Here is a 13,253-nt window from a genome sequence, read left to right on the forward strand (position 1 = left end):
CCGCCGTCGCGCGAGCCGGCACCCCGGTCGGGCCGGAGGGAGAACGGGCGGCATATCAGGGCCCGTCGCGCTTCGGCGGCGGCTGGTAGGCCTCCGAGGGCAGGTCGCGCGACAGGCTCTCGCCGGTACCGCGGCCCGGCGCGGGGCTCGGCGTCATGGTGGTCCCGGGCGCGTCGGCGGGCTTCAGCCCATCGGTGATGTAGCGCTGCGCGCCTCCGCCCGGGCTCTGCGGCGAGGCGACCGGCGGGGCGGGGGCGGCCTCGGGCGTCGCCGGCGCGAGGTAGCGCCGCCCGGCATCGGTCGGGCTCGGCTCCGACGGGGGCGGCACGAGGGCGCGAGGCGGCGGCGAGGGCGGCGGCGGCGCGGATCGCGGCTCGCTCGCGCGCTCGGGTTCGGCCGGCGCGGACCGGGCCGCCTGCGGCGCGGGGGGCCGGCGCCGCAGCGTGGGGACGGCCCGGGCGGGCGGTGGCGCGGACCCGACGAGGCCGTTCCCGGCCGGAAGCGCGATCACCATCCGCTCGACCGCGCCGATCAGGTCGTCGAGGCTCGCCCGGGCCGTCCGGCACAGGCGGATCCGCAGCGAGAGCGCCCGCCGCCCGGCCGGCGATTCGGCGAGGGGGCCGAACAGGCTCGACGATCCCGAAGGCCTCGGCCCGGCCCGCGGCCGCTCGAACCATTGCCAGGCGTAGAGGCAGTCCGGCCCGAGCGCGATGCCGATCGGCCCGTAGGCGTTGCGCCGCGGGACCGGGAGCACGCGCATCACCTGCCCGGGAAACCGGACCGCGATCTCGCCGTCGATCCCGAACTGGCTCGGCTTCGCCAGGCGCGGCGGGAAGGCGAGGAGGAGGTCGCCGGTCTCGTTGCGCAGGGCGATCTCGGCGTGGTTGCGCCCGTCGCCTCCCTCGTACCGGATGCGCTGGTCGAACCCGTCCCGCACCCGCGTCTCGACGATGCCCGTGACGGCGCCCGCGCCCGGCAAGCGCAGGGCCGGCGTCGCCTGCGCGCGGGCGGATCCGGCTGCAGCCAGAAGCCCAAGGCCCAGGCTCAGGCCGCCGATGCCCGCCGCGCGAAGCGCGCGCCACCCCGGCCTCACGGGAAGGCCCTCGGGTTCTGTGCGGTCCGGTCCGAGGAGGCGCGGCCGGGCACCGAGAAGCGGTCGATCTCCGGCGTGCCGGCGCGGCTGCGGTCCGCCTGCTGGTCCTGCCAGAGGGTCCCCTGCGGCGGCGGGCTCAGGCCCTCGGGCTTGTCGAGGCCGTTATAGCCGGGCAGCAGGGCGTAGCCGTAGCGCTCGTAGGGCATCGCCCCCGCGCCCGGCACCCGGCGCGCCACCAGCGGAACGGCGGCGGTGGCGGGCTCCTTCGCGTAGCCGCCCGCGGGCGGCGCCTCGGCGAGCAGCCTCTGCACCGAGCCCGGCGGGTAGCGCAGCGGGTTGTCGAGGGGCACGGGCAGGGGGAACTCGTTGCGCTGGACGGCGAGCGGCTTCGCCTCCGCCCGCGCTCCCGCGGTGGCGGCGTCCGGCCGCGGCACCCGGCCGTAGGGCGACGGCGAGGGCTCCGGCTTCGGGGCGGTCGCCTGGCGCGCGGGCGGGGCCGCCGGCTGCGGGTTGGCGCAGGGCAGGGGCGGCCCGCCCGTATCCTCGCGGAAGAGCAGGTCCACCACCTTCGGAAAAAGGCCGTCGTAGCGGTTCACCGTCTCGAGATAGGGCTTCTGCCGCTTCAGGCGCTGCAGGGTGAGGGCGTAGCCGAACACCGTGCTCTCGCCCGGTAGCCAGGCCACCGCCCTCTGGAACCACTCGAGGGCCGCCTCGAACTGGCAGGAATTGTAGGCGTACCAGGCGAGCCCCTGCGCACCCTCGCCGGAGCCCGAGGCGATCACGACCTTGGCGTAGCGCTCGATCCGGGCCGGCTCGATGAAGGGCGGGCTGGCCAGGGTCAGCTTCCGCTCCAGGAGGTCGATGAACAGGATCTCGTTGCCGACGAAGCGGTCGCGCCAGGCGTAGGCGACCTCCTCGGCCTCGCGCAGCATGTTGAGCTCGCGCAGGGTGTGGGCGAGGCCGTGCGCCACCATCGCGTCGCCGCCGCGGGCGATCGCCTGCTTGAACCATTCCAGGGCCTCGCGGAACTGGTGGCGCCTGTAGGCGTACCAGCCGAGCAGACCGGTCTGGCTCGGGTCGTTGCCCTTGCGGGCATAGGTCTGGAAGGCGGTGAGGTCGGCAAGGCTCGGCGTCTGCGCCGGCTCGTCGTGCAGGAAGGCGGCGATGCGCGCCCGGGTGATGTCGAGGCGGATCGGATCGAACTCGGAAGCGCCCTCCGCATCCTGCCGGCCCATCGCGATCAGGCGCTCGGCCTGATCCATCTTGATGTGGGTCATCGCCTTCTGGATCGTGGCGAGGCGCGCGCCCGCATCGCTGCTGCCGTCGAGGACGGACTTGTAGAGGCTGAAGGCGTCCTCGCCGGCCTCCGTCGCCGCGAGGGCGTCGGCGATGGCCCAGTTGCTCTCGACGTCCGAGGGGTCGAGGGCCGCCGGATCGGTGCGGTAGAGCCCGACCACCTCCTCGGGGCTCCTGCCGGACACCGCCCTGATGCGGTTGCGGAACTCGGCGCGCCGGAGCTTGCGGGCGAGTTCCTCCGAGGGCTGCCAGTTCGGATCGACCGAGCGGCGGGAGGCGATGGCGGCCCGCAGATCCTCGAAGCGCCCGGCCGTGAACAGGTCCCAGAGGGGCGCCTCCTCGGGCGGGCTCGGCTGCAGGCTGTCGAGGTCGGCCGGCTCGATCCAGCCCGGATAGAGGCGCTTCAGCCGGGCGATCTCGGCCCTCATCCGGGCCGTCTGCTTCTGCGAGGCGTAGTAGCGCAGCGCGCTCTCGTCGACCATTCCGGAACTGCCGGAGGTGTCCGGGTCCGCCAGGATCGCGGGCGCGCGCGCCCCGTCGCCGTAGACGATGCGGGGGGAAGCCTCGGGGGCGCCGGTCTGCGGCGCGGGAGCGCCGGTCTGCGCCGCGAGCGGCGTCGCGACGCCGAGGGCGAGGGCGGCGGCGAGGCCGAGGGCAGGGCGCGCACGGGCGCGCGACGGTCTCATCGCTTCAGACATGCCGGGTATCGCATCCGTGCCGCGATCAGGGCGAGAAGGTGCAACGTAGACGGGTAGTAGTTCTGATTGTCTTGGACCGTCTCGAAGCCTTCGGGAAGGGGCGTGTTGGCCGCCGCACAGGCGGTGAGCGCCGATAGGGCGGCGTAGCCCGGCTCCGTCAGCCACTCGACCGGGCGGCCATCGGCGGTGTCGACGATCGGCAGCCGCTCGCGATCGATGCCGCCCCAGAGCGTGCGGAAGGGCGCGAGGTCCTCGGGCCGCCCGACGCCGGCCCAGGCGAGGTACAGGGGCACGCGGATCGCGTTGTAGGAGAACAGGGCCGGAAAGCCGTCGGCGGGCCGGGGGGCCTCCTTCACGGAGATCCACTCGGTGGGCAGGCTGCTCGGTCCGAACCGGGATTGGCGCAGGAGGCTCACGCCGCTGCGCAGCAGCGCCGCCCAATCGTATTCGGGCGCGACGATGGACAGGCGCTGGAAGGCCGGGAACACCCAGTAGGACAGGTTGACGAGGGGGCCGTCGCTGCGCTCGCGGGCGGAGAAGCCGGAGACCGCGGGCAGGATCAGGGCGCCGTGCGGATCCTTGAACAGGAGGGTCTTGCGCCCGAACTCGACGGCGATGCGGCGGGCGGCGGTGCGGTAGGCGGGCTCGCCCCAGGCCTCGGCGGCCTCGGTCAGGGCCCAGGCCACCAGGATGTCGCCATCCGTGGCGTTGTTCATGTCGGCCACGCCCGGCCGCCTGTCGGGCGCCCAGCGCCAGGCCAGGAGCTCGTCCGACCGGACCATCAGGTTCGCCCGGGCCCAGCCCCAGATCCGCTCGAAGGCGGGCCGGTCGCCCGCGGCCACCGCCAGCAGCATGCCGTAGCCCTGGCCCTCGCTGTGGCTGATCAGGCCGTTCGCGGTGTCGACGACCCGGCCCTGCTCGGTGATGAAGCGGCCCCGGTAGGAGCGCCAGCCCGGATCGTCGCCGAGGATCCCCGCGAGGGGAAGGCCGGGCGCGGTGCGCGCCGGGCCCTCGCTGCGGGGAGCGTTCGGCAGGGCGGTGGATGGCGGCACGATGACGGCCTCCGGCGATTGCGAGCGGGCCGGGCCACCGGAGAGGCCGGCGAGCAGGACGACGACGGCCGGGGCGGCCCACCGGCCCGGGGCGGATGCCCGCGCGCCGGACCTCATCGGTTCTGCCTGCCGAGATGGCGGACGAGGCTCGTGGTGGCGAGCCCGAGGGACAGCGCCATCAGGAGCGTCATCCCGACGTAATAGGCGGGGTTGAGGGAGAGCCAGGCCGCCGAGACGAGGCGGAAATTCGCGAGCGACCAGGGCTGCGTCTCGATGAGGTCGACGCGCTCGGGCTGCACCACCGTGAGGCTGCCGTCCGAGGCGTCGAGGAAGGCGGCCTGCCCGACGAGGCGGGTCCAGACCACGGGGTCGACGAGGCAGGACACGGACGCCTTGAGCATCGAGGGGTTCGGGGCGGTCACCAGAACGGTGCGCTCAGCGAGCGGCCCGGTGGCGGCGCTCTCGGCGATGATCAGCGACGCGCGCGGGTTGACGGTGGCGGCCTGCGAGGCCGCCGGGGCCTTGCTCCAGCCGAGGACCGCCTCGCGGAGCTCGGCCACGCGGCGGGACGCGCCGTCCCAGGCCTCGAGCAGAGCCCCCGAGAGGGAGTTCGTACCCCGGAGCGAATCGCTCCAGCGCGCCAGGGGGTCCTGGTCGGAGGGCGCCGGCGCCGGGCGGGGCGCCGGCGCCTGGGGCGAGATCGGCACGGGCGCGGCGGCGGCCACGCGCAACGGCATGGCGGTGGCCGGGAGGGCGCAGCGCATCGGCAGGTTGCGGCGCAGGCGGTCGAGGGTGAGGACGCCCTCGGCCCCGAACTGCCCGGGCGTCGCCACGGTCTCGGCCCGGCCCTCCCAGATGCGCCGGATCTGGTCGGGGTCGAGGCCGACCGCTTCGATCGTGACGGGGTTGAGCGCGCGGGCCGGGGCGACCACGAGGTTCGCGCCGCCGCCCGTGGCGCGCTCGTCGGCGCTGACCTCGAAATCGATGACGCGCTTGGCCGCGATGGCGAGGCGGGCGGCGAGCATCGCGGCGGCGTCGGCCGAATCCCGATCCGGCGTCGGCAGGACGAGGCGCGGGCGCGGGCCGCTGACGAAGGGCACCGCCCCCGCCTTCACGGCGGCGAGGTCGGGACTGCGCACGGCGCGCGCCAGCGACGGGATCTCGATGCGCGTCCGGTCGAGGAACAGGAAGCGCGCCCGCCTCGCCCCGGGGGCGAGCGTGTCGCAGGCCCGATCGGCGGCGGTGGGCAGCTGTGCGGCGATCTCGATGCGGTTGAGGCCCGGGCGCCACAGGCTCAGGGGCAGCGGGATGGCGCTGTCCTCGAAGACCTCGCCGCGGGTGTAGGGCAGCGGCACGCTGGCGGCGTTGCGCCCATTGATGTCGACGACGATCTGCGCGCTCGGCTCCAGTCCGGCGGCGTAGCCCCCGGCGAGGTGCAGCATGACCTTGCCGTAATCCGCCGGGACGAAATCGGCGGGGAAGCGCACCTCGAAGCCGACGCGCAGCAGGCGCCCGTTGAACTCGCGGGTGGCGACGCCGAGGGTCTCGAGGCTCAGGCTCTCGCCGCCCGAGACCGGGTAGCCGCGCACCAGTTCGGCGAGGCGGGTCCCGGACGGGGTGCCGGCCGGCTCGCCGGAGCCGGCGAGCATCCGGATCGCCTCGCGCACATCGCTGCCGCTCGCCCCCGTGACCACGAGGACCGTCGCCCGGTTCGCCCGCGCCGGCAGGAGGCCGAGCTTCGGGCCGCCGATCGGGCCGATCTCCTCGAGGCCCTCGGTGCCGCGAAGCTCGGCCGCGGTCCCGACCAGGAGGTTGATGCCGGTACGCCCGGCCATCGGCGGCCCGAAGGTGACCGCGGGCCGCGCCAGGCGCCCGACCAGGGCGACCGCCTGGACGGCGCCGATCATCCGTTCGAGCCGCTCGAGGCTCGGCTTCTCGGTGAGCAGGACGCTGATCGGGAGCGCGCCGCTCTCGTCCGGCTCGAGGGCCGCGAGGGTCCGGAGGTCGAGGTCCGTGGCGGGGCCGACGACGAGGCCGGAGCGCGAGGGATCGATCTGGGTCCAGAGCTCGTAGGTGGCGTCGATCGAGCAATCCACCCGGTGGCGCTGGCTCACCGTGAAGCCGACGGCGTTGTAGCCCGCCTTGAGCACGCCCTCGGGGATCGCGAACTCGACCACCTTCACGGCACCCGGCGCCTGGATCCGGGTCCAGCCGACCTTGGTGCCGTTGACGCTCCCGGTCAGCTCCGAGGCTTCGGGCGCGACCGAGATCGCCGACAGATAAGAGATGCGCAGACGCGCCCCCCCGCGCGCCTGCGCCTCCGTGAGGAAGACCGGGAATTGCAGGGTGTCGTCCTCCCCCGCGAGCCGGTAGCCGCGAGTGCCGGCGGGGAAGCGCCGCGCCGCCGCGATGCCGGCCGTCAGCGCCCCGCGCCGCGCCGCGTCGGTCTCCGGCTGGGGGGGCGCCGGTGGGGCGGACGGCGCGGCGGGCGGCGTGGAGGGGGCCGCGCCCGCGCGCAGGGCGTCGCCCGTCGGCGGCACGGTCAGCCGCTCGGCCGGCCCGGCGCCGAGGAAGCTCTGCGCCCGCGCGGGCGGCGCGGACAGGACCGCGCCGGTCAGGAGGGCTGCGAGGCACGACGCGGCGCGCAGGCGCCAGAGGAGCATCATGGCGACCTCACACCGTGCTCGTGCGGCGCCCGCGCTCGGCGGCCAGGACGCGCTCGTTCTCGAATTCGAGCATCAGGCGCACCCAGTCGCTCGAGGCTTCGGCCTCGGCCGGGACCAGGGCCGCCCGCACCGGCTCGGGGTGGCGCACCGGCGGGTCGAGCGGGGGACCGGGCAGCGTCGCGGGCGCCGGGTCCGGCTCGTCGAAGACCGGGGCCGGGGCCGGATCGACCGCGACGGGGGGCCCCTCCCCGGCGAGGGCGTAGCGCAAAGCCCGCAGGGGCTCGACGAGGCCCCACCAGACGAATTGCAGGGTGCCCGACAGGATGTCCTTGTGGCGGCGGCGGCGCAGCTGGAAGCGCCGCATCGCCTCGGCGTCGCCGTACATCAGGCCGGCGAGCGCGGTGTAATCCTGCGGCCGCAGCGTGCCGAAGCGCAGGTGGCAGGTCGCCTCGTCGCCGGTCCGGGCGACGCGGTCGAGGGTGACGGGCAGCGCGCCCCCCGGCCGCGCCCCCGGGACCGGGACCACGGTCAGCGCGCCCGCCATGGCCCGGTGCCCGGCGCCGGGGACGAGGTGGCCGCTCGGCAACCGGAGCGTGCAGGCCTCGGCGGAGACCCGCTCGATCGCGACGTCGACGGCCCGGCCGCCGAGGGTGAGGACCCCGCGCCGGTCGATCGGCAGGGACGGGGTCCGCTCGCGCTGGCGCCGCTCGGCGCAGACCCCGAGGGCCGCGCCCGCCGTCAGCAGGTTGAAGAAGTTCCACAGGCCGACGACGAGCATCAGGTTGGTGACGCCCGGCTCGAACAGGTAGCGCCAGGCGGCGACCGCGCAGCCGGCGAACAGCAGGGCGTAGACGGCGAAGAACGGCAGCGCGAGGGACGAGAGGTGGTCGTGGTCGAGGTTCGCGCCCTTGTTGGTGACCTTGAAGGTCGGCTTGCGCGGCGAGACCATCACCGAGACGATCGCCTTCGAGAGGTAGAGCCCCTGGATGTACTCGTAGAGCTCCGAGACGAAGGGCCAGCGGAACTTCCCGTAGACGTAGTTCTGCATCATCAGGTTGATGACGATGTAGGTCGCCGTGTAGGCGATCGATTCGTCGACGCTGGCGACGAAGATCTTCAGGTCGAAGAAGATGTGCAGCAGCGGCGCGAACATGAAGATCAGCCGCGGCACCGGGAAGAACCAGAACGTCATGCTCGACAGGTAGGCGAGCTTCTGGATCGGCTTCAGGCCCGTCTGGAAGGCGGGGTTCTTCAGGAGCAGGATCTGGAACATGCCCTGGCACCAGCGCGAGCGCTGGCCGATGAAATCCGCCAGGGTGTCGGGCTGCAGCCCGGCGATCAGCGGCTTGTCGACATAGGCGCTGGTCCAGCCGCGCGCGTGCAACTCGAAGGCGGTCTCGCAATCCTCCGTGATGGTGATGCCCGAGAATCCCCCCGCCTCGTCGAGGGCCTCGCGGCGCAGGAGCGCGGCCGATCCGCAGAAGAACGAGCCGTTCCACTTGTCGAGCCCGCGCTGCGTCACCGCGTAGAACATCTCGTTCTCGGAGGGCATGCGCTCGAAGGTGCGCAGGTTCCGCTCGATCGGGTCGGGGTTCAGGAAGGCGTGCGGCGTCTGCACCAGGAACAGGCGCGGATCCTGCGCGAAGTAGCCGATCGTCTCGCGCAGGAACGAGCGGAACGGCACGTGGTCGGCGTCGAACACCACCACGATCTCGCCGGTCGCCTGGGCGAGCCCGTTGTTCAGGTTGCCGGCCTTCGCGTGCAGGTTGCGTTCCCGGGTGAGGTAGCGGGCGCCGTGGTCGGCGCAGAGCGCCGTGAGCGCGGCGCGGCGCCGGCGCGCGGCCTCGGCCTTGCGGGGGTCGGGATCGGCGCATTTCTGGTCGGTGCCGCCGTCGTCGAGGAGCCAGATCGTCAGCTTCTCGGGCGGGTAGCTCATCTGCCGGGCGGCCGCGAGGGTCATGGCGAGGATCGCCGCGTCCTCGTTGTAGGTCGGCACGAAGACGTCGACGCTCGGCAGGTCGCCGGCGGGCGCCGCCGGCGGGGGCGGGCGCCGCAGGGGGTCGGCGTTGATGATCAGGCTGACGAACAGGATGAAGACGCAGTACAGCTCGCCGACGAGCAGCAGCAGCCCGAACCCGAAGCTGACCGGGTCGGCCGGGGAGGGCAGGGTGCTGGTCACCCGCCACAGGATGTAGCGGAGCACCACGAGGCTCCCCATCGCCAGGAAGACGAAGCGGGTGCGCGGGCCGTCGAGGAAGAGCCAGAGCACGATCATGGCCGCCATGGCGGCGAGGCTCATGGCGAGCTGGTTGCCGGTGCCGACGGGCTGGCTCAGCAGGAGGAGGCCGGCCGCGGTCGTCCCCATCCACGCGAGCCAACGGACCGCACTTCTCACGCCTGCCTCTCCCGGGTCGCGGCTCGCCTCACCATCGGAATATGACCGTTTCTGGATCAGTCTCGGGATTCTCGGCCCATCATCTGACGAAATTTGCGGGCGTTCGGGTCAAAAATAAGTCACCATTCGAAGGATGAGCGCAAGCGCCTCCGGGGCCGCAGGCACAACTTTCGAAATCCGCCAGAGTTCGACCGCCGAATATCCGTAAAATTACGACGATCTCCAATGGATCGACGACGGCGCAGCGCAGATTAATATTTTCGCACGCGATCGACCAGACGATTTTCATTCATGCAGGTCTTCCCCAAGTGGGGAAACCTGGCGGAAATAGCCGCCGGGAGATGAACCCCGCGGAGTCACCGGGCCGCCACCGGAAGGGCCCCGCAGGCGAAGCATCCGGTCGCCCGGAACAGCCCTTCTCGAAATCGCAAACCTGAAGCTCATCAGGATCTTGGGCCGGAACAGGCGCGGGAGAGCGGTGCGAGGCCGCGCTCAGAAGTTCGCGCGCGCCTCGACGCTCGAGTAATAGCCCGATCCCTGGACCCGATCCTTGACGTAGCCGGCCGCGAGGGAGACCTGGACCGGCCCGAAGGCCAGGCCCGACAGGTGGGCGCCGACGCGGTACTGGCGGAAGAAGTCGTCGCCGAGGAACAGCGCCTCAGGTCCGATATAGACGCCGTCCGCCACCATGTAGCCGACGCGGAAGCGCGAGTAATAGGCGTTGAACTTGGTCGAGTAGGCGCCGTAGGCGGAGACCATGGTCCGGTCGGTCGGGGTCGCGTAGAGGCTCGCCGCGACCTTGAGGCCGACGCCGGTGCCCACCACCGGGTTGCCCGGATCGGGAACCGAGAGCTGGTTGCTGCGCACGTTGAAGCCGATATAGCCGGCGAGCGCCGCGTCCCGCCAGATCCACTCGTAACCGGTGAGGAGGCCGCCCTCCTGCTGGTAGCCGTTGACCCGGGCGGCGACCGCGCGGCCGGGATAGGAGTAGGTGCCGGCGATGCCCTCGACGCGCACGCGCACGCCGCTCTGGGTCGGCGGGCCGCCGGGCGCGGCCGTCACGGTCAGCGAGCCGAAGGCGGAGCTGTTCGAGGTCACGCTCGTCGACCCGTCGACGGCGACCGCCCAGCTGTCGTCCACGGCCTGCTGCTGCGCCCCCGTGTACCAGTCGGCCGCCCCGTTCGCAGCCGGCAGGTCCGCCGCCCGCACGGGGCCCCCGGACAGTATCGGCGCGACGGCGGCGAAGACGATCATGGATCTGCCCGCGCTCCGCGAGACTCGATGCTGCCGGACGATCCCCAAGGCCGCTCCCTCCACGGGTTTCGGTGTTCCGATGCACCGATTTATCCCTGTCGAGGGTTAACAAGTACTCAGCTTGACGTTGTACATTTCATCGAAAGAACCGTACGGACGCCTCACGCAGCCTCGGCGCGCTGGGGCGACACGGCGCCGAGGATCGCCGCGAGATCCTCCTGCCGGAACGGCTTGTCGAGCTGCAGGAACGCGCGCGCGGCGCTCGGCAATTGCCCGTGGGGGCTCGCCAGGATGATGCGGATGCCGGGATGGCGCTCGACCACCGTGGCGGCGAGCTGGAGCCCCGTCATCACCGGCATGGACTGGTCCGCGATCATGGCGTCGTAGCCGGCGCTCTCGGCGAGCAGCGCGAGCGCGTGCTCGCCCGAGGCCGCCTGCACCACGCGATGCCCGAGATCGATCAAGGCCTCGGCGAGGCTCGCCCGCACGAGGCTGTCGCTCTCGACGAGGAGGATGCGCAGGTCCGGCTGCCCGGGCGGCGCCTCGGCCGCGCGCGCCCGCTCGGCCGCCGGGAGCCAGATCTCCGCCAGGAAGGCGGCCTCGGCCGTCCCGTCCGACACGAGGTGGAGGCCGCCCCCGGCCTCGCCGAGGAGGAGCGCCACCGTGGCCAGAGCCTCGGTCGTGCTCGTTCGCGGGCCGGTTCCGGGCGTCGGGCGCCCGCTGGCGAGGAGGAGGCGGAGATAGGGGCCGGGCGGCAGATCGAGGCCCGGCGCCTCTCCGTCGCCCGGCGCGGCCGCCCCGATGGCGAAGCCGTTCAGCCCGAGGTCGCGGAAGTGGAAGGCGACGTTGAGGAGGAGGACTTCGAGGAAGCGCTCGCCGCACCGCGCCCGCGGCAGGTCCGCCGGGATGCGGTCGATCACCGGCGTGCCGCGCAGGACGTTCGCCTGCAGGAAGGGGAGGAAGGCCGCGACCGTCGCCGCGAGATCGCTCTCGGCCACGGATCCGGCCGTGTGCTCGGCATCGCCGCGGACGAGGTGCAGCAGCCGCCGGGTCAGGGCCGTGCCGCGGAGCGCCCCCGTCAGGGCCGCGTCGACGAGGCGGGCGGGATCGGGCTCGAGGGCGTGGCGGCGCCGCAGCGCCCCGAGATTGGCCTGGACGACGGTCAGCACGGCGTTGAAATCGTGGACGATCCCGTCCGTGACCCGCCGCAGGACGAGGTCGCGCCGGCGCTCGTTCAGGTCGGCCGGCCGCAGCGCTCCGATCCTCTGCTCCGCGGTCAGCGCGCGGCTGAGGGCGTGGAGGCGCGGCGTGCCGCCGGCGTCGGGTTCGGCGTCGCGCAGGAAGCGCACGAGGACGCGGCGGTCTCCGGAGGCACCGTGCGCCCGGGTGCGCAGGACGACGTCGTGCGGGCCGTCCGCCGCGAGCGCGGCCCGGATGGTGAGCGCCAGGAGATCGTGGTCGGCGGGGTCGAACCGTGCGGTCAGGTCGGTCAGCTCGGCGGCCCGGTCGATGGCGGCGGGCGTGCCGAGGCTGTCCCGGTCCGCCCAGATCACCCGGTTGGTGGCCGGATCGATCTCCCAGCAGCTCCAGCCGGACATCGCCTCGAAGGTCTGGAGCCGGCGCTTGACCCGGTCGAGGCCGGTGCCGGCGCCGGCCAGGAAAGCCTCGGAGCTCCTGGCGCGCCCCGCCATCACCCGGGTCAGCGCGTCGAACTCGCTGACCCGGGAGACCGGCGCGGCCTCGCCGTCCGGCGCCTGCGCCCCGGCGAGGCGGGCGAGCGGCCGGGCCGCGCGGCCCGCGAGCGCGTAGCCGAGGATGGCCGCCGCGAGGGTCAGGGCGAGGCCGAACCCGAGGACCCTTCCGCCCGGGGTCTCGAAGGCGGCGTTCGCGCCGCGCGGCGCCTGGGCGGTGACCAGCCAGCCGGAACTCGCGAGGTCGCCGTAGCCGCGCGTCGGCGCCGAGGCCTCGAGGAGCGAGGCGGCCCCGGTCGCCGGTCCGCCCGCCAGGATCTGGCCGTCGGCCCCCGTGACCGTGAAGGCGGCGCCGGGGAGCGCCAGGGACCGGCGCAGCTGCGCATCGATGCCTGAGAAGAAGTCCGGGCCGATCCGGAGGAGGAGGCGGTCGCTCTGCCCCGGCGTGCCGAGGGAGACGGCCACGTCGACGACGCCGCTCGCCGCATCCCCCGTGGCGACGACCATCTGGGCATTCCGCGCCCGGGCGAACCAGGTCTGCCGCGCGAGGTTCTGGCCGAGCCGGCGCGGGTCGCCCGCGGCCCGCACGCCGCCCTCCGGCGTCACCAGGATCGCCTCGCGGTAGACCGGGTTCTGCGACAGCCAGGCCTGGAGCAGGGCCGAGCGCTCGCCGTCGGGCAGCGCGGCATCGCCGGGCCGCAGGAACAGGGTGGCGTTGCGCGCATCCGTCTCGACGGCGTGGAGGCCCTGGTCGATCGCCTGCGCGTAGGCGCGCGCGGCGGCGAGCACCGCCTGCTCCGCCGCGCCCGAACCGGGATGCGAGTCCGCGACGCCGAGGCCGAGCCACGCCAGGGCGAACGCCACGGCCGCGATGCCGGCGAGTTGCGCCGCGTTCAGCACCCTCAGCGGGATCCGGACGGAGTCCAGCATGCAGTCGCTCCGCCGGCCTCGCCTGCCGGTCGCGGCAGGCCACGATCGGCCATCCGTCCGGTCAAGCGAGGGCGGGAAGCGCTTAAAGGCGGGTTAAGAGGCCCGCGGAAACCGCCCGCTCCGGGGCTTTCCCCCCAGGCGAAACCTCTCGGGCGAACACCCTCACGGCGGTCCCGGC

Annotated in this window: 7 protein-coding genes; all 7 read right to left on the reverse strand. The window is 73.7% G+C overall.

The window, feature by feature from the left end:
* Positions 1-55: 55 nt before the first annotated feature.
* The 7 genes from bcsN to F6X51_RS09815 all read right to left on the reverse strand — a co-directional run bounded on the left by bcsN (position 56) and on the right by F6X51_RS09815 (position 13,075).
* On the reverse strand, positions 56-1,093 hold the full coding sequence (gene bcsN / locus F6X51_RS09785; RefSeq protein ID WP_150963043.1) for a cellulose biosynthesis protein BcsN: 1,038 nt from the start codon (positions 1,091-1,093) through the stop codon (positions 56-58).
* Positions 1,090-3,087 carry a hypothetical protein gene (locus F6X51_RS09790; protein ID WP_150963044.1) on the reverse strand — a complete coding sequence of 666 codons (1,998 nt, stop codon included), beginning with the start codon at positions 3,085-3,087 and terminating at the stop codon, positions 1,090-1,092. The genes bcsN and F6X51_RS09790 overlap by 4 nt, the downstream gene beginning before the upstream one ends.
* Positions 3,072-4,256 (reverse strand): glycosyl hydrolase family 8, encoded by a 1,185-nt coding sequence (locus F6X51_RS09795; RefSeq protein WP_150963045.1) that lies wholly within the window; start codon positions 4,254-4,256, stop codon positions 3,072-3,074. Before F6X51_RS09795 ends, F6X51_RS09790 begins: the two co-directional genes overlap by 16 nt.
* Complete coding sequence (locus F6X51_RS09800; RefSeq protein ID WP_191970065.1) at positions 4,253-6,802, reverse strand: cellulose biosynthesis cyclic di-GMP-binding regulatory protein BcsB; 2,550 nt, start codon at positions 6,800-6,802, stop codon at positions 4,253-4,255. Before F6X51_RS09800 ends, F6X51_RS09795 begins: the two co-directional genes overlap by 4 nt.
* 10 nt (positions 6,803-6,812) lie before the next feature.
* Positions 6,813-9,170, reverse strand: coding sequence for a UDP-forming cellulose synthase catalytic subunit (bcsA, locus tag F6X51_RS09805; RefSeq protein WP_246696734.1), 2,358 nt, complete (start codon positions 9,168-9,170; stop codon positions 6,813-6,815).
* Positions 9,171-9,692: 522 nt separating this feature from the next.
* A complete protein-coding gene (bcsS, locus tag F6X51_RS09810; protein ID WP_150963048.1) occupies positions 9,693-10,454 on the reverse strand; it encodes a cellulose biosynthesis protein BcsS in 762 nt (253 codons plus the stop codon).
* Positions 10,455-10,615: 161 nt separating this feature from the next.
* Positions 10,616-13,075 carry a response regulator gene (locus F6X51_RS09815; RefSeq protein ID WP_150963049.1) on the reverse strand — a complete coding sequence of 820 codons (2,460 nt, stop codon included), beginning with the start codon at positions 13,073-13,075 and terminating at the stop codon, positions 10,616-10,618.
* Positions 13,076-13,253 lie beyond the last annotated feature (178 nt).

It is taken from the genome of Methylobacterium planeticum, from assembly GCF_008806345.1.
In the GTDB taxonomy this organism is placed as follows: domain Bacteria; phylum Pseudomonadota; class Alphaproteobacteria; order Rhizobiales; family Beijerinckiaceae; genus Methylobacterium; species Methylobacterium planeticum.

Coding starts and splice junctions, on each gene's coding strand:
- F6X51_RS09790 (WP_150963044.1), bottom strand. CDS start 3,087: ATGTCTGAAGCGATGAGACCGTCGCGCGCCCGTGCGCGCCCTGCCCTC.
- F6X51_RS09815 (WP_150963049.1), bottom strand. CDS start 13,075: ATGCTGGACTCCGTCCGGATCCCGCTGAGGGTGCTGAACGCGGCGCAA.
- bcsA (WP_246696734.1), bottom strand. CDS start 9,170: ATGGGGACGACCGCGGCCGGCCTCCTCCTGCTGAGCCAGCCCGTCGGC.
- bcsS (WP_150963048.1), bottom strand. CDS start 10,454: ATGATCGTCTTCGCCGCCGTCGCGCCGATACTGTCCGGGGGCCCCGTG.
- F6X51_RS09800 (WP_191970065.1), bottom strand. CDS start 6,802: ATGCTCCTCTGGCGCCTGCGCGCCGCGTCGTGCCTCGCAGCCCTCCTG.
- F6X51_RS09795 (WP_150963045.1), bottom strand. CDS start 4,256: ATGAGGTCCGGCGCGCGGGCATCCGCCCCGGGCCGGTGGGCCGCCCCG.